Raw genomic sequence first — 20,245 nt, forward strand, 5'->3', positions numbered from 1 at the left:
TCTGTGTGGTTAAACTCTACATATAGCTAAATAGGAGGTAACCGAGTTATGAACCCCAAATGGTGGAAAGAAAGCGTCGTGTATCAGATTTATCCGATCAGCTTCATGGACAGTAACGGAGATGGAATCGGAGATTTGCAAGGTATTATATCCAGACTGGATTATTTACAGGATCTAGGTGTAGATGTGATCTGGGTCTGTCCTATTTATAAATCACCTAACCATGATAACGGGTATGATATCAGTGATTACTGTGACATTATGAAGGAATTCGGTACGATGGATGATTTTGACCGGTTGCTCAGGGAGTTGCACGCACGTGGAATGAAGCTGATGATGGATTTGGTTCTGAACCACACGTCACATGAGCATCCTTGGTTTGTAGAATCCAGGTCGTCGAAGGACAATCCTAAACGGGACTATTATATTTGGCGAAAAGGTAAAAATGGCGGCCCCCCGAACAACTGGGAGTCTTATTTCAGTGGCTCGGTATGGGAGCTTGATCCGCGGACGGATGAATATTATCTACATCTCTACTCCAAATACCAGCCCGATCTGAACTGGGAGAATCCTGTGGTCATTGATAAGCTGCATGAAATGGTGGAGTGGTGGCTGAAGAAGGGTGTGGATGGATTTCGTTTTGATGCGATTGCACATATCGTGAAGACGAAAGGGTATCCAGATGCAGACAACCCGAACGGAACACCTACGGTAAGGGCCTACGGTATGTTCTCCAATCTGGAGGATGTGCATACCTTGCTACAGAATCTATACGATAAGGTGTTATATTTCTACGATATTATGACGGTAGGAGAGACTTCGGGACTCGGACCAGAGCAGGCGCTGGATTATGTAGGTGACGGACGCCGGGAGCTGAATATGACTTTTCAGTTTGAACATATGTTTCTGGATGCCGCTTCGCCGGGTAGTGGGAAATGGGATGTGGTTCCCTGGAGTCTACTTGAACTGAAAAAGATCATGAGTAGCTGGCAGACAGTTTTACATGAGAGAGGCTGGAATGCGAACTATTTATGTAACCATGATCAGCCGCGTTCGGTGTCTCGGTTCGGGAACGATCTCTTTTACCGGATTCCTTCGGCTAAAATGCTTGCGACCTTTATTCATATGCTGGAAGGCACACCTTATATTTATCAAGGAGAAGAAATCGGCATGACGAATGTTTGTTTCGATTCCATTGATGAATACCGGGATGTGGAGACACTTAATTATTATGAAGAAAAGCGAAAAAACGGTGTTCCAGAAGAGCAGATTATGTCTGCGATTCATCATAAAAGCCGGGACAATGCCCGTACCCCCATGCAATGGGACGATGGACATGCAGGTGGCTTTACAACAGGGACACCCTGGATTGAAGTGAATTCCAACCATATGGAGATTAACGCTGGCAATGCGGTTAAAGATCCGGATTCTATCTACAACTACTATAAACAGCTGATAGCGTTAAGAAAAAAATACAAGGTGATCGTGTACGGATCATATGAGCTACTGCTTGCAGAGCATACTGAGATTTATGCGTATTCCCGAACTTTAGAGGATCAACGATTGTTGGTTATTTTGAATTTTTTTGATAGAGAGCCTGAATTCGAATGGCCAGCGGGGTTCGATCCCGATCAGCTGGAGTTATTAATCAGTAATTACCCGGAGTCAAAAGATCAGGATATTCGTTCTTTCAAGCTTCGTCCTTATGAAGCAAGGGTATATTTGCAGCAGCGTGTGTAAAGGAAGTTTCAATAAGAGTTGTCATTAAAGCCCAAGAGGTCAAGATGATGACTCTTCTTTGAGTTTGTCAGCAAAAGACTGTACAATGGCGATACATTAGCATACATGAAGTGGAGTTGCGGGATGACGCCTGTAGGAGGAGAGGAGAGACAACATGACTGAATGGTATGAAAAGAGCTTCGGAGAGGATTACCTGATCGTGTATAAGCACCGGGATTTCGGTGGAGCACGTAAAGAAGTAGATCAGATGATCGCCTGGCTGAGACTGCCCCCAGGTTCGAAAGTGCTGGATTTATGTTGTGGGATGGGACGTCATTCTCTGGCACTTGCGAAGGAAGGATACGAGGTTACCGGAGTGGATTTGTCGGAGGTCTTGCTGCGTGAAGCTCGATCTCAAGTCGGGGCGGAGGAGGTAACCTGGATCCGTTCCGACATGCGTGATTTACCACTAGATGGAGGATTCGATGCCGTAGTTAATCTGTTCACTTCTTTTGGTTATTTTGAAAAAGATGAGGAGCAAGTAAAGGTTCTGCGTGAAATTTATCGTCTGCTGAAGCCAGGTGGCAAGTTCGTTATTGATTTTTTGAATCCTGCGCATGTGATTCGTCATCTGGTGCCGCATTCTACGCTTGAGGACGGAGAGAATTTGATAGATGAGTCACGCCGGATTGAGGATGGTTATGTGAAGAAGGACATCATTCTAACCACTAAGAATGACCCTACGCCTCGTCAATATCATGAGCGTGTGAAGCTTTATTCACTGGAGGAGTTCAAGGAAATGATTGAGAAAGCGGGCTTGCAGCTCGAAGCTGTACATGGCAGCTATGAAGATGAGGTTTATGATGCAGAAAGGTCCACGCGGATGATCTTTGGTGGAACACGTCCCTAAATGGTTTCCGGAAAAAGATTTAAAGGTGGTGAACGCTCCATGTCTAAGGCAGAGCTTACTTCATGGGACAAGAACATTCTCCAAGTCTCGGTACCCATGGACTCGCCTCTTCGTCAAGTGAACAGCTATATTCTTTCGGACGAAGATGGCAGAGTCACTATTATCGATCCGGGTCCGCGCAGCCCGGATACAGAGAATTGCTGGCTCGGGATTTTACAGGAGCTGGACTTGTCGTGGATGGATATACGGGATATCGTCGTCACGCATCACCATCCCGATCATTACGGATTAGCCGGCTGGCTGCAGTCGCAGAGTGGTTGTAGGGTGTGGATGACGGAGCGCGCCCATGCGGAGGCAAGGTTGATGTGGGGCTTGGGCACTGGTGAAGATCTGGGAAATGACATCGATGAAGATACAGGTGAAGATACGGGAAATGGCGTAGACAATGATGTAGGCATAAATGAGATCTTACCGGATTATTTCATCCGGCATGGGATGACGGAGCAGTGGTCGAACGGGATTAAAGCCCACTTGGAAAGCTTTAATTCCCAAGTGGAGCCGCAGCCTGCCGTTTCTTATTTCAATGTGGCGGAGCCCTTCAAGATGGGCGACCGTGAATGGCAGCTCATTGTTACTGGCGGACATGCACCGGGGCATGTGAGCCTGTATCATGCTGGCAGCGGGCTTATGATCTGTGGGGACGCTGTGCTCCCGCAGATCTCGCCCAATGTCAGCCTGCTGCCAGGCAGCGATCCACAGCCGCTGCAGACGTTCATTCAGGGGCTGCGGGAACTGGGCAGCTACCCGGTCAGCATGGCGTTCCCGGGTCATCGCGAGCCCTTCGCTGGTTTCGCGCACCGGGTAAGCAGCCTGCTCGCTCATCATGAGGAGCGGCTGGATACAGCGGCGGCGCTGCTCACCAGCGGTCCGCTCAGCGGATTCGCGGTGTGCGAATTTCTGTTTCGCAGCCGAGTAACGACTGTTCATCAGATGCGCTTTGCGATGAGTGAGACCCTGGCGCATTTGGCGGAATTAGTGCGCCGGGGACGGGCAGTCATGCTGGAGGCAGACGGCGGTTATTTATTCGCCGCAGCTGAAAGTGTTGGAGAACATATTAGCTAGCGTATCTTGCAAGATCGAATTGTACTGGAAAGTATAACTTGTTAAAGAGCAGTCCTGATTGTGGGGACTGCTCTTTTTGTATTTGAGTAACCTTGTCCCTCCGTCCCTCTATTCATCCTTCGATCGCTTCCATATTCATGCGTTAGCGTATGTATTCGGACTCAAGTGACGCTATTCGTGGATTTTGGGGCTTTTGAGGTTAGTATCGGACCGGAAAGGCGTTATTACTAGTGCATAGTAGTGGTTTTGGTCATTTTTGAGCGAATAGCGTCTCTGGAGTCCGAAAGTGTTCAAATTAAGGGTGATTAGTGAGTATAGTGTCTGCTGAGTCCGACAACGTGTGCGAAACGCTTCTTATGTAGGTAGAGTAACTAACTGTTGGTAGCTATTAAAGGGAATTTCACCCTGTAATTTTGGGTTTAATGATTCTAGAGCTGTTTATAGGGAATTTCTCCTTATAATTCTACTGATTTGGCTATAAATTGAGATTTTCATAGAGATTATAGGGAAGAATTCCGTATAATCTCTGGATTTGAGCCAAAATCGTTATTTTATAGGGAGGATTTCCCTGTAGCCAACGAGCCCTGTAGAACCGCCACCGTAGAACCCCCACCGCAGAACCGGCACCGTAGAGCCCCCACCGCAGAACCCCCACCGCAGAACCCCCACCGCAGAACCGCCACCGCAGAACCACCACCGTAGAACCCCCACCGTAGAACCCCTCGCCAGCTACCCACAAAAAAACGATTGTCTCAGCAGCCCGCAGGGGCTTACGAAACAATCGCGTTTTCTTTCAGCGTTTCATTTGATGTATCTGAAACTCCTCACTTTGACACATCCGTAACTCACTCCGGAGTTTCATCATATTCCGCAAGTTTCCTAGCGGCCTCTTCGCGATCCTCTGGTGTGTGAGGCAGATCCAGCTCAATTTCGCGCTCCGCTTGCTTACGGTGTGCGATTCGGCTACTGGCTGCCGCCGCCACGGCTCCAACGATGTCGTCGAGATAGGTGTGGATTTGTCCGGTACTTTTGTCATTTAGCCTTTGAAGAACGCCTGGCTTCAGCTTGTCCACATAGCCATAGTTGGTAAATCCGATACTGCCGTATACGTTCACGATAGAGAAGGCAAGAATCTCATCTACGCCGTACAATCCCTCATCATTTTCGATCATATCTTGAAGTGGGGAGAACAGCTTGCCCTCTTCTGCCAGTACATCTAATTGAATGCCTGTTAGTACAGCATTTTGTACTTCTCGCTTGCTAAGCACCATCTCTACATTATGGATACATTCATCCATCGTTAAATTCGGATAGTATTTCTGTTGCAGGAACATAACGAGTTCCGCGATTTCTTCCAGGGTTACTCCACGCTTGTTCAGCCAGAATTTGGTCGCATCTGCGACGGCCTTGCTGTTCAGACTGTACGGAATTTTTTCGATTTTGTCATCAGCCATGTTCAGTCACCTCGTTGTTTAGTAAGTCATTTCATTACAGCAAACGTTAGTATGATGTTAAGGACTGTTGTTACCTCAGATTGTACGTTTACTGGAAGTATTTGTCCAGCGAGGGAAGTTTCAGCGAACTGAAATCCAGGCCCTACTTGAGATGAAGAAGTAGTTCACAGGCTTTTCCAACAATTTAGGATAAGCTGTTGTTATTTTTTGGACAAAGGTCTCGTATACATAGCAGTACAAATGATATCTAACCTTGAAAGGGGTAATAAATGATGAAACCTATGCAACAAATCCGCGGAATCTCCGCAGTATGCTTACTCGCAGTTCCACTGGCACTGTCCGGCTGTGGGCTGTTTGGTTCAGAATCGGCATCGATTGATGCTCCGCCACCAGAGGTTGAAGCACAAATGTTACAGACTAGTGGAAATACTACGTTGGATTCAGGTGTATTCGGTCCTGTGACACAGGATGATACACAGACAGCGGTTAAAGGCAGCACCAAAACTTCACAGGGCAATGCTTCTGGAGATCGCACAACTGTATTTTTGGAAGATGGTAATGGATTACTCGCTCCTGTATCCCTAAGCTTGCCAAAGAGCAAAGATTCCAGCGCACTCAAAAACTCGTTAATGGCATTAGTGAGCAAGGGAGAATATGCCTCATCAGTGCCTGAAGGCTTCCTAGGCGTTCTTCCAGCTGGAACGGAAGTTCAAAATATTACGGTAGATAAGAAGTCGAATTTAGCTGTCGTGGAATTTAATAAAGAATTCAATAACTATGATCCTTTAGAGGAACGTAAAATCCTCGAAGCTATCACTTGGACGCTGACCGGTCAAGATGACATTAAAAGTGTACAGCTCTGGGTAGATGGTAAAAAGCTCACAGAGATGCCGCTTCAAGGAACTCCGCTGGATCGTCCATTAACCCGCACAATGGGCATAAACTTGCCGAAGCAAGGTCCACTTCTGATGAACTCCAGTGCGGTTACTGTTTATTTTTCCACAACATCTCCTGACGGTATCCAATATTATGTACCTGTAACCCGATTTGTACCCGCCGGACAAGAACAGCTGACTGCTGCTTTGAACGAATTGATTGCAGGTCCTGAATCCGGAAATGGGCTGGAAATGGTCATGACACAGGGGACGATACTTGATTCCGTTGATGCTGGGCAGAACGGTGTAGTTACCGTGTCCTTGACGGATGACATGTTCACAGATGGTAAAGGTGTACCCGCTGAAATGCTGGAATCGGTCGTACTGACGGTTGCGCAAAATTCGGATGATTCTCTGGTACAAATTCGCTTGAACGGCAAGGAATCGATTACGGATACAGATAATGTGGACTACAGCAAACCTGTTTCCGCACCTGAATATTTGAATGAGATCCCGTTATAGAATGACCCTGTAAGGTTTAAAAGATGCTTTTGTGCCTCCTCTTTGGTAGAATAAAAGTTGCTCAAAAAGACGTTACGTCCCAAGCATTGTGCTACTCGGTATTTATGACGGGGCAATGGGACTCACGCTAAACTTTTAGCTATACGATTTAGGAGGCAGAAAAGATGAGATCAAACGGGCGAAACGACGACCAATTACGGCCGCTGACAATAACAACCCAAACGAATAAATATGCTGAGGGCTCCGTGATCATTGAAATGGGAGATACCAAAGTCATTTGTACGGCTACTGTGGAGGAAAAAGTGCCTCCATTTCTTAAAGGGCAAGGAAAAGGCTGGGTAACCGCTGAATATTCGATGCTTCCTCGGGCAACTCAATCCCGTAATCAGCGTGAAGCTGCACGTGGTAAGCTTACCGGACGGACTATGGAGATTCAACGGCTGATCGGACGAGCGCTTCGTTCCGTAGTGAATTTACATGCGTTAGGCGAGCGTAGTATTACGCTGGACTGTGATGTGATTCAGGCGGATGGTGGTACGCGGACCGCTTCGATTACAGGTGCTTTTGTTGCTATGGCATTTGCTATTAACAAAATTGCACTTCAGCACAAGTTGCCTGTGTTTCCTATAACAGATTTCTTGGGGGCAATCAGTGTCGGTGTTGTAGGGGATAAAACGCTGCTCGATTTGAATTATGAAGAAGATTCCAAAGCAAAAGTAGATATGAATGTAGTTATGACTGGCGGCGGTGCCTTTGTTGAACTTCAAGGGACTGGCGAAGAAAGACCGTTCACTCGTCAAGAGCTGGATCTTTTGCTGGGTCTAGGTGAGAAGGGAATCTATGAACTGATTGCTGCGCAGAAAGAAGCGCTTGGAGCGATTGCTCTCAAAATCCCTTCCGGCCAGCCGGGCCAAGAGGTGTAGCATGAAGTCTGACGGCGGTATTCTTATTGTTGCGACGAAGAATAAGGGGAAAGTACGCGAATTCGAGCATGCTTTTGCCCCGTTAGGGCTGACAGTGAAAAGTATGTACGACTATCCGGATCTGCCCGATGTGGTGGAAGACGGAGCCACTTTTGCCGAGAACGCCTTTAAAAAATCCAAAGCCGTAGGTGACGCCCTTGGAATCCCGGTACTCGCTGATGATTCGGGTCTTTGCGTAGACGCTTTGGATGGCCAACCGGGTGTGTACTCTGCACGTTACGCAGGGGAAAATGCAGGAGATGAAGAGAACAATCTGAAGCTGCTTAGCGAACTTGAGAAGCTAAAACAGGGCGAGGATACCGGACAGCCTTTGCTAAGTACAGCTCGGTTTGTCTGTACATTGTCCTTATACGATCCAAGCTCAGGACGGGAGTTAACCGCTGAAGGTGCAGTGGAGGGATGGATCACATCCGAACCTGCTGGTGGTGGAGGCTTCGGCTACGATCCGTTGTTTTACTTGGCGGAATATGAAAAGACAATGGCCGAGCTAACGCTCGAAGAGAAGCAGCGGATTAGCCACCGAGGAACTGCGCTAAGGTCGCTGACTGAGAAGCTGGCAGCTGCAGATGACTTGAATTCCTAATCCTAAACCTCTATGCGTCGCATATGAGATGAAATAAAGAAGCTTGCAAATCCAAGGGGTGTACCTTGATTTGCAAGCTTCTTTTGATTTGTAAGGCTAGGCTTATATTTTTATTGAATTAGTTCAGCTTCCAGAGTGCGGGTGTAGCGGTCGGTTCCCAGCCCAGCAGTGAAGTGTGGGGCTGTAGACATGTATACGTTAACCCGTTGTAGCTAACCTTATCACCCGCTTTGTATGCGACTCCCGCTACCCAGGCAGATATTCCTGGATTTGGCGTTGGCGTAGGTGCTATGGTTGCAGTCGGTGTTGGTGCAACGGTCGGCGTTGGAGTAGGTGTTGCGGTTGCAGTCGGCGTTGGTGTTACAGTCGGTGTCGGCGTTGCGGTAGGTGTTGGTGTTACGGTAGGCACAGGTGTTGGTGTCGCAGTTGGTGTCGGTGTCGCTGTTGGAGTAGGCGTTGGTGTCGCAGTTGGTGTTGTCGTAGGTGTAGGCGTAGGCGTTGGAGTGATGCCTCCATACAGTTTGTCGTATTCCTGCTGGGACGAGCTTCCGTTCAGCGTAATTCGCTGCGGACCTCCCGAGAAATTCAGCTTCATCATGCCCGGAACTTCCAATGTGGCTCCGTTTGCAATCGTTTGGGATGCCGTTCCGGTAATACGATAGCGATTAAAGTCCCAATCCGTAGAGATTTGCTCTACAGTACCGGCTCCCCATGCAGAGGTCAAGGTTGTTGTTGTCGGTAGATCGAATTCCAGCTTCCAGCCACCGGAGATATCCGCGCCTGTGTTATTCGTTATTTTCAGGGAGTAGGTATAATTCGGATGATCGTAAGCGCCACTGAAGCTAAGACTGAAGTTCGTAGGAGCAGGTAGTTGTGGCTTCGGAGTTCCACCTGGCAGAGAGGCTGTCTTAAGCTGGTCATAGGCAAAATCGGTCAACGAGTTGCCATACGTGTAAGTGCCATCACTCTTTTCAGAGTAGTCGCCGGTCAGTTCCCAGAACATCATCCCTCCCAAGCCTTTTTGCTTGATATAATCCAGTTTATAGCCGAGTGACTCCTTATCTTCATACGTAAGAAAGACCTTCTTGTCTGCGTTGAACAAGTATGGAGTTTTGGTAACAGGATCGAAATAACGTTTGTTCGCTGGATCTTTGAGCAGATTCAGCACATGCCAGATTGGATTTGCGCCAGCCGGCTGCTCTGGTGCAGGATCATTCCAGATTCCGTATACGCCGTCGGCTCCCCCTCCGGTTGTAGGAGCTGTACCATAAAGACCGGTGTTGTTGATGCCTCCATTTACATTCTTCCAGCCACGTGAGTAATAAGGAACTCCAATGACGATTTTTTCTGGAGGAAGCGTACCCAAATAGTATCGAACGGCCCAGTCGGTATTCAGAACCGGAGTGCCCAGCGCAGCTGTTTCAGTATCACGAGAATCCGGGTACAGGGCGGAATGCGGCCCAACATATCCATTCCAAGCGCCGTGGAAATCATAGGTCATAAGGTTCGCCCAGTCCAAATACTGGTTGGCTTCCCCTAGCTTCATTCCGCCCAGAATCCAAGAGGAGGCGGTTGCGGCAATGGTTAGGTCATATTTCTGATTGTCCTGTGTGCCTGCCTGATCCAGCTTTTCACGAAGCTTTTTCATGAGGAGAACATAGTTGTTGTAATTCACTGTGCGCAGCGGCTCAGCCACACCGAAGTCATTCGGGTTACCGGATTGACCAGTACCGGATGGGTACTCCCAATCAATGTCCACACCGTTGAATTGGTAGGTACGTAGAAAATCTACAACACTGTTGGCAAAGGTCTCGCGGCCAGTTTCCGAATTGGCCATGTTATAAAAACCACCAGAACCCGACCAACCACCAACCGAAATCAGGGTGCGGACATCGGGATATAACTGCTTATACTTTACGAGTTGATTAAAATGTCCTTTATACGGCAAATTAGTTAATTGGTCAGGGTAGTCTTTTTCGATAGCTGCTGTACGGTCCATCAGATCAATCTTGTTCGTTTGAGGGTTTACCTTGGCGAACGCATAGTTAATGTGAGTGATTTTGCCCCACGGTATTTTGTCGACAGTATAAAATCCTTTGTTCTCCTGATCTCCCCACTCCGGGAAGTAAGCTACAATTTTACGCGGATGATCTGCAGCCGGAGCTGGAGCAGTAGGCGTCGTCCCTGCTGCTAAGGCTACTTGCGACGATCCACCTGCACTTGTGTAAAGCGGAAGCAGAATGATGGCGCTCATTAAGGCCGCAATGTAGCGTGCGGATTTACTTCGCCTATTACGTGTACTTATATTCATTTAACATTCCTCCAAAAGGGATAATATGACTGTGAGAGTAGACAGGAACGGTGATCCTTTCGCGTTAATAATGAGTCTTAATTCAGCTTCCAGAGTGCGGGTGTGGTCGCCGGTTCCCAGCCTTGAAGTGAAGTATGGGGCTGGAGGCAAGTATATGTTTTGGCGTTGTAGCTAACGATGTCACCCGTTTTGTAAGCGATTCCTACAATCCAGCTAGAACTCCCAGGGGTCGGTGCTACAGTTGCCGTCGGTGCTACTGTTGCAGTTGGCGCTGGAGTTGCCGTCGGTGCTACTGTTGCTGTCGGTGTTACAGTGGCCGTTGGTGTTGGAGTTGCGGTTGGTGCCACTGTTGCCGTTGGAGTCGGAGTTGCTGTCCCGCATACGTTGATGAATTTCCAGACTCCAGCAGCACCGCTAAGGTCGGGACGATCGCCTTGAGTCCACCATTTAGCTTCATAGACTGAACCGTTGTAAGAAACTTGCTGGCCGCCAGTATATACGGCAGTCTGGTTCCACGCCGCTGCGCATTGTCCCGGAGTAGCCGTCGGCGTTGGAGTTACCGTAGGAGTCGGAGTTGCGGTTGGAGTTACTGTTGCCGTTGGTGTTGGAGTTGCTGTTGCGGTTGGTGTCGGAGTTGGTGTCGGTGTCGGCTGTATCACTCCTCCGCCAAGGTCGGCGTTCAGCTTGTTGGTCAGTGTTTTGTTCCGGTCACCACTTGTCTCCCAGAACATGGCACCCGCTAGGCCTTTTGATTTGAGATAACTGATCTTATGGCCAAAAGATTCTACGTCGTCATAGCTGATATAAGTTTGGTTCGTTGGATTATAGAGATAAGGCACTTTAGAAATGTCATTCCAATAGCGGGTATAGCCGTTTTTGTTAATGTAATTAGCTTCGAGGTCATAGAAGTCATAACTACCCTTTTCCCATGTACCCGTGGACGAAATACCAGCGGACAATTGATATTGGCCATTTCCTGCGGCAGGAGCACCTCCCCAACCACGGCCATAGAATCCCATACCAAGCACTAACTTGTTCGCGGGTACGCCATTGGCTAAATAGCTGGTTACCGCTTTATCGACGTTGAAATTTTGCGGTTCGGTCAAGCCTGATGCAGAAGCGGCTGGATCATAGTACAAAGGAGCATTGTGACCGGTGGTCTTATTCCAGCTCCCGTTGAAGTCATAGGTCATAATATTGATCCAGTCAACAATGGAAGCAATACCTGCAAGATTATTGTTATTGACGTACGTCGGTCCTGCACCGGAAGCAATGGTCAGCAGGTAGGTTTTGCCATCGGTCTGACCGGCAGCATTTAGCTTCTCACGAATTTTTTGCAGTAGAAGTACATAGTTTTCCTTATCTTCGGGACGATAACTGTTGCCTGCGAGCCCACCGCTGACTGGGTACTCCCAGTCGAGATCGACCCCGTCCATTTTATATTTACGAATGAAGTCTACCGCTGAGTTGGCAAAAACCTCACGGGTTACGGCTGTAGCCGCCACATCAGAGAAACGGTTCGACCAGGTCCAGCCCCCAACGGAGATCAACGTTTTCAGGTTCGGGTTCTTTTCTTTCAGCTTCCATAGTTGCTTCAGATTACCTTTGATGGGGTCATCCCATTTGTCATCCCCGAAGCTCTTTCCGGTGTCAATCCACGGGTCACCCAGAACAATCGTGCCGTTCGGAACGTTAATGGTCTGTGCTTGCTCATTTTGACAGCTCCATGTTACCGGATTAGGGCCGGTAGGGTCAGGGTTGCCGTGAATGCCATTCCAACAAATATCTGCGAAGGCGTAGTTAATGACATTCATTTTGGTAGGATCGATATCTGATACATTGTAAGCCCGCCCGTAAGCGGCCCAAGAAGCGTAATAACCAACCAGTTTATAATCCTGTGCGGCGTTGGCCGTTTTGGCACTACTACCCAGGGCTGAAAAAAGTGTAAGAACAAGCGCGGCGATCATCGCGATCGCAAAGGTCTTACGTGAACTTTTTTTCGTGAATATCATTGATTTTATACCTCCAAGGTTCAATGTGTAGTTCGAAATTCTTTTCGGCAAGAAACCCTACCTTCACCTCCCATAATTTGAAATTCACCTGTACCTTCACCCTTGCATATCTCTCATTCTACTGACACCCATTTCATAGATTTAGCAGCAAAAAAATAGCGGTTCACATAAAGCTCTCACAATACGTAAGCGCTTTCTAAACTGCTGTTTTAAGGATTCCTTTTTGATAAACTTCTAGATGTAACATTGTTGAAGGGGTGTAGGGTGAGTAGAAGAGTGGGTTTGGAGTTCAATAATTAGGATTAATTTCTTATTTATGGGTGAAGGCATTTCTTATTTTCAAGCATAGAGAGCGATTATGCTAGGGATAAAATTCAGTAATATAGGGGGACATTTTTCTAATTCATGGATACTTGTTTAGGTGAACTTTGATAGAAAAGGTGTATGTCCTCTTTTTAAGGAAACTCATGCAGAACACATAACCTCCGATGTTATGAATATAAATTATATACATGCCTGCAATATTTTTACGGAATTACGCAACGCATCGCTGTTTCATTTCGTTATAGTAGTATCATAAGGAAGGTGGTGGGTTCACCGATGGTTGTGTTTTGGTTGATCGCAGCCGGTGTCCTGTTTGTTGTAGAGATGATGACGCTTACTTTTTATCTGCTATGGCTTAGTATTGGTGCGTTGGCCGCAGGTGTGGTGTCGATGATTGTTCCTGAAGCCATTTTGTTTCAGGTGATCCTCGGATCACTGGTCGCACTTGGTCTGACTATATTCTCGAAACCACTGGTTTCTAAATTTCGCAGTTCACGTGGGTTCAAGGATACAGGCACAGAAATCGTAGGCAGGCAAGGAGTCGTCATTGAGCCGATTGAGCAAGGGCGCTATGGGCAAGTGAAGGTAGGCGGAGATACGTGGAGCGCGAGCTCTGACCAGTCTTTGGGCAAGGACGAAGTAGTCAGAGTAGTGAAGAGAGGCACGACCATTATTGAAGTAGAACGATGGGGGGATATGAACTAATGGAATGGGCAATTATTTCAATTATTCTAGTGGTAGTCGTAGTATTTGTGGCATTAACGATCAAAATCGTACCGCAACAACGGGTAGGTGTAGTGGAACGTCTGGGTAAATTCAATCGTCTACTGACGCCGGGTCTGAACATTCTGATACCTGTGATTGATCAGGTGCGTACTTACCATGATCTAAGGATTCAACAAGCGAATGTGCCTCCGCAAACGGTGATCACGAAGGATAACGTGCAGGTGCAGATTGACACGATTATTTTCTATCAGGTAGTGGGACCAGAGGAAGCTACGTATGGCATTTCCGATTATGTATATGGGGTAAGAAACATTTCAACGGCAACTATGCGGCAAATTATTGGTAAGCTAGAATTGGATGAAACGCTGTCTGGGCGTGAAAAAATCTCAACTGATATTCGTCTGGCGCTTGATGAGGCTACAGAGAAGTGGGGCGTAAGAATCGAGCGTGTGGAAGTCATCGATATCAAGCCGCCGCTCGATATTCAAGAAGCAATGGATAAGCAGATGAAAGCAGAGCGGAGCAAACGGGCGATTGTTTTGGAAGCGGAAGCTGCCAAGCAAGATATGATCCTGCGTGCTGAAGGGGATAAGCAGAGCAAGATTCTGAAAGCGGAAGGCGACAAGGAAGCACGTATCCGCCAAGCAGAGGGTTCAAGACAAGCACAGGAGCTGGAAGCTCATGGTGAGGCGAAAGCAATTCAAGCCGTGGCTGAAGCAGAAAAATCACGCATTGAGCTGATTCGCTCAGCAGGTCTGGATGAGCATGTGCTCGCATATCGCTCCTTCGAGGCTCTGGCTGAAATCGCCAAAGGTCCTGCAAATAAAGTATTCTTGCCAACAAGCGCTGTTGAAACGCTGGGAAGTCTTGGGGCGATTGCTGAGGTATTCAAAGCGAGCAAGGATAGTAAATAGATTTTACAATTCGTGCTTCTTCCGTTAAAGTAAAAGCAAAAACAACCCTATGCATACGAAGCTATTGTTGCTCATGCAAACTTTGAAGGAGAGAAGCTACCGTGACACAAAAAGAAATCTCACCGTTAGTTGAACTGCTCGGATTACAACCCCATGTTGAGGGCGGTTGGTACAAAAGACTTTGGAACTCCGAATTTGAAATTCCGCAGGAAGTGCTTGGGGATAGCTATTCCGGATCGCGCCATTCGGCATCTTCGATTTATTTTTTGCTACACGAGGGGGAACAATCTGATTGGCATACTGTTTTGTCCGATGAAGTTTGGTTCTGGCATTCCGGTAGTCCAATAGTGCTTAGTCTCGGAGGTAATGGAGATAAGCCTGAGGATGTGCAGGAAGTTATTCTGGGTCTCGATATTGCTGCAGGTCAACAGCCGCAGATCGTAGTTCCAGCAGGCGTATGGCAGGCGGCTCGCCCGTTAGGATCAGAACCAGTACTGGTATCCTGTATCGTTTCTCCTGAATTCCATTTTGATGATTTCAAACTGATTGAGAAATAAAGAAGAGCGGGGGCTTTATATATGCCTCCGTTTTTTTATGAGGATTTTGGGAATGATGAAGCAGTCTGCTATACTTTTGTGGTAGCGCTTGCTTCTGAAGCGTGAATTTAGGTTAAGTAAGATTAATGAAATAACAATAAGCTTGGAGGGTTAAGCGATGAGTGAATTGAATGCACCGTTCTCGGGAGGTCCGACTTTAAATGATGGAGTGACCATGCCGTGGCTAGGCCTTGGCGTGTATCAGACTAAAGATGGGGAAGAGGTTATTCACGCGGTCAAGACCGCAGTGGAGCTTGGATATCGCAGTATTGATACGGCTGCTGGTTACAATAACGAAGAAGGTGTAGGTCAGGCTATTCGTGAATGTGGAGTGGCCCGTGATGAACTGTTTATTACGACGAAAGTGCGCAACCCTGATCAAGGCTATGAATCAACGCTGAAAGCGTTCGAAGTTAGCCGGCGCAAGCTGGGGCTGGACTATATAGATTTGTATCTCATACATTGGCCGGTGGCAGGAAAGTATCGGGAGACATGGAAAGCTCTAATTCATCTGCAAAAAGAGGGTCTCATCAAATCTATCGGCGTGAGCAATTTTCAGATTCATCATCTGAAGGATATCATCGAGGACACTAGCGTGGTTCCAGTGGTGAACCAGGTGGAATTCCATCCGCTATTGACTCAGCGCGAGTTGCTGAAGTATGCCAATGAGCAAGGGATCCAGCTTGAAGCTTGGAGTCCACTAATGCAAGGAAACCTAGATCTCCCCCTTCTTAATGAGCTGGCTGGAAAGTATGATAAGACCCCTGCTCAAATTGTACTTCGTTGGGATTTGCAGCAAGGCGTAATTACGATTCCAAAATCGGTACATGCGGATCGAATCAAGGAGAATGCGGGATTCTTTGACTTCACGTTAAGTGATGAGGATGTTAAAGCCATCGAAGATTTGAACAGAGACCATCGTTTCGGTCCGGATCCTGACAATTTTAATTTCTAAAAATTACGAATACAAGCCAAACAGCAAGCCACCGATACGGGGACTTGCTGTTTGGCTTGTCGCTTACTGGATGGAGACGTTATATTTACGCAGCCAGAGATCTACTTGAGCTAGGTAAGCAAACAGCTGAGGACCGGACATGAGCTGACCGAACCAAGGCAGATTGGTAGAGGATTCTGGGGAAGCGGCGATCTCACGGATTTTGGCGGCATCGATTAAAGGAAGTATTGGCGAAGTAGAGTCATCTAGAATGTTCAATACTTGTGTTCGTACTGCGTTTAAATAGGCTGGATTGTGGGTTTTCGGGTAAGGACTTTTTTTACGATATAGCACATCATCTGGAAGAATTCCCTCAAGCGCTTTGCGTAAAATCCCTTTTTCACGACCGTTCAGGTTCTTGATTTCCCAAGGAATATTAAAGACATATTGAACGAGGCGATGATCACAATAAGGAACACGTACCTCTAGTCCGGCGCCCATACTCATTCGGTCCTTACGGTCGAGCAAAGTAGGCATGAAGCGGGTGATGTTTAAATAGGACATTACACGCATTTGTGCTTGTTTACCTGTCTCCCCATCCAATGTTGGGACTTCGGCTACTGCATCACTGTATCTGTCACCCAAATATTCCAGCGGCCGAATCCATTCATTAACTTCAGGGGATAATAGACTTGCACGCATTTTAGGAGCAACTGACCAAGGAAAAGTGCCCGAGGAGAGCATCTCCTCCCGATGGAACCAAGGATATCCGCCAAAAATCTCATCGGCAGCTTCGCCGGAAATGGCTACAGTAGCATTCTTTTTAATCTCACGGCAAAATAAATACAAAGAAGAGTCCACATCGGTCATCCCAGGTAAATCGCGTGTGTACAGCGCATTATCAAGTGCTTCTACAAGCTCTGGCGTATCAAATGAGATATAGTGATGGTTCGTATTTAATTCATCGACCATTCGCTTAATCCATGGACCATCTGCTCCGGGCTGAAAAGTATGGCTCTTGAAGTGCTTGTCGTTATCGACATAATCGACGGAATACGTATCCACTCGTCCCTGGCCGTTTCGGTTGTAGTAATCCACTGCAAGTGCTGTCAGCGCACTGGAGTCCAGCCCTCCTGATAAAAGCGAGCAGACAGGAACATCTGAAACCAGTTGGCGTTCGAGCGTATCCTGCAGCAGTTCACGTACTTTAGCGGCTGTCTCTGCTTCATTGTCAGTATGTTTTGCGCTTTCCAGCTTCCAATAAGCGTAACTACGCAGACCTTCACGACTATAGATCATGGCATGCCCCGGACGAAGCTCCTGCATATCTTTATACACACCGTGTCCAGGTGTACGGGCTGGACCAATAATAAAGATTTCCGCCAGCCCTTCGGGCCCGACTATCGGCTGTACCTTGGGGTGCTGCAGCAGCGCCTTAGGCTCTGATCCGAAAACTAAGACGTCATCTACTTTACTATAGAACAGAGGCTTCACACCTAAGCGGTCACGTGCAAAAAAGACCTGATCCCGAAGTCCGTCCCACACTGCAAAGGCAAAGATCCCATTGAGCTTCTCTGCACAATCCGGTCCCCATTCGATATAGGCATGCAGCAGAACCTCGGTGTCACATTGGGTACGGAATTGATGACCCCGCTGCTTAAGTTCTTGTTTGAGCTCGGGTGCGTTATATAATTCGCCGTTGTACACAATCGCGTATACCTGTTCTTCATGGCGGGTGATCATAGGCTGCGCGCCGTTCTCTGGATCGATAACGCTAAGTCTGCGGTGACCGAATGCGCAAGGACCTGAAATCCAAGTTCCAGCTGCATCGGGTCCGCGGTTTGCTAAAGTTTCAGTCATTTTGACCAGCAACTGCGAGTGCTGCGTGAGATCTCCGCGCCACTGGATAAATCCGGTTATTCCGCACATGATGGTTCATCCTCTCTTTTTGTGCGATTGTTGTCCTTACTTTTTTGCCAAGTAATACAGATATATGCCGAAGGAAGGCATAAAATGTATGTCCTTATCCGAACACTAGGGGAGAGAGGAATTTGCCAGGAGGGAAGGATGACAGGTGTATTATATTAAAGATGCCAAAATTCGCAGAATGATGGAGTATGACGGTGCGCCTTGTGCAGAAGTAGGTGTATTGCCGGGTGCTGTTAGTGATCCTGCGCTCTTGGTGTATATCGTAGAAGATCAGCGCGAAGAAGGCTATGAGATTGTCCGTATCCTCACTAATGATGCTGATACTTCTACCGATTGGTTTGATAACAATATGCATGATGCTTTTAAAGATGTGACTTCGAGCGCGTTTACAGGCAGTATGATTATGACGCCAGAAGATGAACGTTCCAAGTTTCAGAGAGAATTAATGACATACGGAGATTTAAAAAAGCAGCTGGAGGAGCATTTTCGGAATCTGGAGTAATATGGAGTAGATACGAGGGTATCCGTAAGCTATGAAAATAGCTAGGATACCCTTGTTATTATTAAAATAGGATTAAGATTACTTATTTTCCAAAATGTTTGATCTTGAAAATTTTGCTGAATAAGGTATAATAAATATCGTTGCGTCAATACATATCATTAATTCTTATATGTCCCGGTAGCTCAGCTGGATAGAGCATGCGCCTTCTAAGCGCACGGTCAGGGGTTCGAATCCCTTCCGGGACGTCAAGTAACAGCCTTCCTTCGGGAGGGCTGTTTTTGCGTGCAGGGAAAGAGAAGCCCGGGTGGTTCGTCGGAGCATAAGCATCGATAGGATCAGCTTCGCAGTCAGCCCGAAAGGGCTGCATCCCGCTCGGGGCAAGTAACAGCCTTCCTTCGGGAAGGCTGTTTTTGCATGCAGGGAAAGAGAAGCCCGGGTGGTTCGTCGGAGCATAAGCATCGATAGGATCAGCTTCGCAGTCAGCCCGAAAGGGCTGCATCCCGCTCGGGTCAAGTAACAGCCTTCCTTCGGGAAGGCTGTTTTTGCGTGCAGAGCATCCTCGCCAAAGTAAGTAAACTGAAGCTCTGATAGATAATTAGGGAAAATCTCCCTATAATTCAGAGCTTTCTGCTCAATAGACTAATAATTAGGGAAATCCTCCCTGTAATTTAACTAATTCGTTGGCGAATATAGATATTCCCCCGATTTTTAGGGAGGATTTCCCTCTTTCATTCATTTCAAGCAATTATCGGCTAAATACAGGGAGCTTTTCCCTAATTATACGAAAAGAAGGTGCCGAGAAAGTAGCCTCCACTACTTTCTCGGCACCTTGAGCCTTCCCGTGAGAAGGCTGTCTTGCATATGCCCACCGCTAAAGAAGCGGCCAGATCTCCTCCCAGACAGTGTCTAGAATAGCTTGCATATTATCTTCCATACTGTTAATAGCGATTACCACTTGTGCATCCGGTGCAATAATGCAGAATTGACCGTGAGCACCATCGGCACGATATGCATCGTGCGTGCACAGCCAGAATTGACAGCCGTACCCTTGGCCCCAATCACCAGCTCCGTTATTTTCGATCTGCTTTTGTGTAACAAAATCAATCCAAGCTGCGGGAATAAGCTGCTGTCCCTTCCACATTCCTTTTTGCAAAAGAAGCTGTCCGAATCGGCTTAGTTCTTCCGTATTGATCTGAAGTCCGGCACAACCGAGGGTGATCCCTTGAGGGGTCGTTTCCCAATCGACGTTTTCTATGCCTAGTGGGGCAAAGAGACGGGGAATGAGGTAATCCTTTACGGTTTGTCCGACACGGGCCTGAACCATTGCAGAGATCATAATGGTATCCCCGCTGCTGTAGGTAAACTGTTCCCCCGGGGGTCTGTCTAAAGGTAGCGATAGATAATGTTGTATCCAATTTACATCCTTCAAGGCCAATCTTTCTTCAATCCAAAACGGTGGGGAATCATGCCCTGTACTCATACGTAGTAAATCGAACAAGGTCAACTCCCCAGGTTGCATGGAAGGAAGGGCCTCTTTATGAGCAAATGCATAATCTGGAAACACATCCTTAAGTGTTGTATTTAGTGATAGTTTTCCTTCTTCGATGGCTAGACCCACCGCCATGCATGTAAAAGATTTGCTGACCGAATGCTGCAAGCGCCGAATATCCTCTGCGAGATCCACTTTTCCCACTAACGTTCCATTTTGAAGCACACGAACATTGAACACATTCAATCCACGTTCGCGGATCTGGGCTTCGAAGAAAGTCATGTTTAACATAAAATGTAGCCCTCTCTCTCTTAGATTCCAAGCTGGGATTAGGAAGTTT

General features: G+C 47.3%; 16 protein-coding genes and 1 tRNA gene. 12 read left to right on the forward strand and 5 right to left on the reverse strand.

Annotation, left to right across the window (positions count from 1 at the left end):
• Positions 1 to 48: 48 nt before the first annotated feature.
• The 3 genes from NSQ29_RS01970 (at position 49) to NSQ29_RS01980 (ending at position 3,751) form a co-directional block, all read left to right on the forward strand.
• Positions 49 to 1,740, forward strand: coding sequence for a glycoside hydrolase family 13 protein (locus tag NSQ29_RS01970; protein WP_042191334.1), 1,692 nt, complete (start codon positions 49 to 51; stop codon positions 1,738 to 1,740).
• A gap of 154 nt (positions 1,741 to 1,894) precedes the next feature.
• Positions 1,895 to 2,629, forward strand: a complete 735-nt coding sequence (locus NSQ29_RS01975; RefSeq protein WP_341124255.1) for a class I SAM-dependent methyltransferase — start codon at positions 1,895 to 1,897, stop codon at positions 2,627 to 2,629.
• Positions 2,630 to 2,668: 39 nt separating this feature from the next.
• The gene (locus NSQ29_RS01980) at positions 2,669 to 3,751 is read left to right on the forward strand and encodes an MBL fold metallo-hydrolase (RefSeq protein ID WP_341124256.1); all 1,083 of its coding nucleotides are present in this window, start codon (positions 2,669 to 2,671) and stop codon (positions 3,749 to 3,751) included.
• An 845-nt stretch (positions 3,752 to 4,596) separates the two neighbouring features.
• Here the strand turns inward: NSQ29_RS01980 and NSQ29_RS01985 are convergent.
• Positions 4,597 to 5,205: a phosphatidylglycerophosphatase A family protein gene (locus tag NSQ29_RS01985; protein WP_339798329.1), complete on the reverse strand. Its 609-nt coding sequence runs from the start codon at positions 5,203 to 5,205 to the stop codon at positions 4,597 to 4,599.
• 272 nt (positions 5,206 to 5,477) lie between these two features.
• On the opposite strand from NSQ29_RS01985, the gene NSQ29_RS01990 reads away from it, so the two are divergent.
• The 3 genes from NSQ29_RS01990 (at position 5,478) to NSQ29_RS02000 (ending at position 8,168) form a co-directional block, all read left to right on the forward strand.
• Positions 5,478 to 6,602 (forward strand): GerMN domain-containing protein, encoded by a 1,125-nt coding sequence (locus tag NSQ29_RS01990; protein ID WP_339248666.1) that lies wholly within the window; start codon positions 5,478 to 5,480, stop codon positions 6,600 to 6,602.
• Positions 6,603 to 6,766: 164 nt separating this feature from the next.
• Positions 6,767 to 7,525 carry a ribonuclease PH gene (gene rph, locus NSQ29_RS01995; protein WP_076286052.1) on the forward strand — a complete coding sequence of 253 codons (759 nt, stop codon included), beginning with the start codon at positions 6,767 to 6,769 and terminating at the stop codon, positions 7,523 to 7,525.
• A 1-nt stretch (position 7,526) separates the two neighbouring features.
• Positions 7,527 to 8,168 carry an XTP/dITP diphosphatase gene (locus tag NSQ29_RS02000; protein WP_076286053.1) on the forward strand — a complete coding sequence of 214 codons (642 nt, stop codon included), beginning with the start codon at positions 7,527 to 7,529 and terminating at the stop codon, positions 8,166 to 8,168.
• Positions 8,169 to 8,286: 118 nt separating this feature from the next.
• Here the strand turns inward: NSQ29_RS02000 and NSQ29_RS02005 are convergent, their stop codons facing one another.
• Positions 8,287 to 10,479 carry a glycosyl hydrolase family 18 protein gene (locus NSQ29_RS02005; protein WP_341124257.1) on the reverse strand — a complete coding sequence of 731 codons (2,193 nt, stop codon included), beginning with the start codon at positions 10,477 to 10,479 and terminating at the stop codon, positions 8,287 to 8,289.
• Between the two features lie 77 nt (positions 10,480 to 10,556).
• Positions 10,557 to 12,491 carry a glycosyl hydrolase family 18 protein gene (locus tag NSQ29_RS02010; RefSeq protein WP_341124259.1) on the reverse strand — a complete coding sequence of 645 codons (1,935 nt, stop codon included), beginning with the start codon at positions 12,489 to 12,491 and terminating at the stop codon, positions 10,557 to 10,559.
• Between the two features lie 600 nt (positions 12,492 to 13,091).
• Between NSQ29_RS02010 and NSQ29_RS02015 the strand changes: the two genes are divergently transcribed.
• The 4 genes from NSQ29_RS02015 to NSQ29_RS02030 all read left to right on the forward strand — a co-directional run bounded on the left by NSQ29_RS02015 (position 13,092) and on the right by NSQ29_RS02030 (position 16,006).
• A complete protein-coding gene (locus tag NSQ29_RS02015) occupies positions 13,092 to 13,520 on the forward strand; it encodes an NfeD family protein (protein ID WP_149644740.1) in 429 nt (142 codons plus the stop codon).
• Positions 13,520 to 14,455 carry an SPFH domain-containing protein gene (locus NSQ29_RS02020; RefSeq protein ID WP_042191323.1) on the forward strand — a complete coding sequence of 312 codons (936 nt, stop codon included), beginning with the start codon at positions 13,520 to 13,522 and terminating at the stop codon, positions 14,453 to 14,455. The genes NSQ29_RS02015 and NSQ29_RS02020 overlap by 1 nt, the downstream gene beginning before the upstream one ends.
• Before the next feature lie 101 nt (positions 14,456 to 14,556).
• A complete protein-coding gene (locus NSQ29_RS02025) occupies positions 14,557 to 15,012 on the forward strand; it encodes a cupin domain-containing protein (protein WP_341124260.1) in 456 nt (151 codons plus the stop codon).
• Positions 15,013 to 15,169: 157 nt separating this feature from the next.
• The gene (locus NSQ29_RS02030) at positions 15,170 to 16,006 is read left to right on the forward strand and encodes an aldo/keto reductase (RefSeq protein ID WP_339243341.1); all 837 of its coding nucleotides are present in this window, start codon (positions 15,170 to 15,172) and stop codon (positions 16,004 to 16,006) included.
• A gap of 63 nt (positions 16,007 to 16,069) precedes the next feature.
• On the opposite strand, the gene asnB is transcribed toward NSQ29_RS02030, so the two are convergent.
• Entirely contained in the window at positions 16,070 to 17,914 is a 1,845-nt protein-coding gene (gene asnB, locus NSQ29_RS02035; protein WP_341124261.1) for an asparagine synthase (glutamine-hydrolyzing), read from the reverse strand.
• A gap of 145 nt (positions 17,915 to 18,059) precedes the next feature.
• Between asnB and NSQ29_RS02040 the strand changes: the two genes are divergently transcribed.
• Positions 18,060 to 18,416, forward strand: coding sequence for a hypothetical protein (locus NSQ29_RS02040; protein WP_341059641.1), 357 nt, complete (start codon positions 18,060 to 18,062; stop codon positions 18,414 to 18,416).
• A 171-nt stretch (positions 18,417 to 18,587) separates the two neighbouring features.
• A tRNA-Arg gene (locus NSQ29_RS02045) sits at positions 18,588 to 18,661 on the forward strand.
• Between the two features lie 626 nt (positions 18,662 to 19,287).
• On the opposite strand, the gene NSQ29_RS02050 is transcribed toward NSQ29_RS02045, so the two are convergent.
• Positions 19,288 to 20,187, reverse strand: coding sequence for a serine hydrolase domain-containing protein (locus NSQ29_RS02050; RefSeq protein WP_341124262.1), 900 nt, complete (start codon positions 20,185 to 20,187; stop codon positions 19,288 to 19,290).
• Positions 20,188 to 20,245: the final 58 nt, after the last annotated feature.

Origin of the sequence: Paenibacillus sp. FSL F4-0236 (assembly GCF_038000135.1) — a bacterium.
Lineage (GTDB): Bacteria > Bacillota > Bacilli > Paenibacillales > Paenibacillaceae > Paenibacillus_AQ.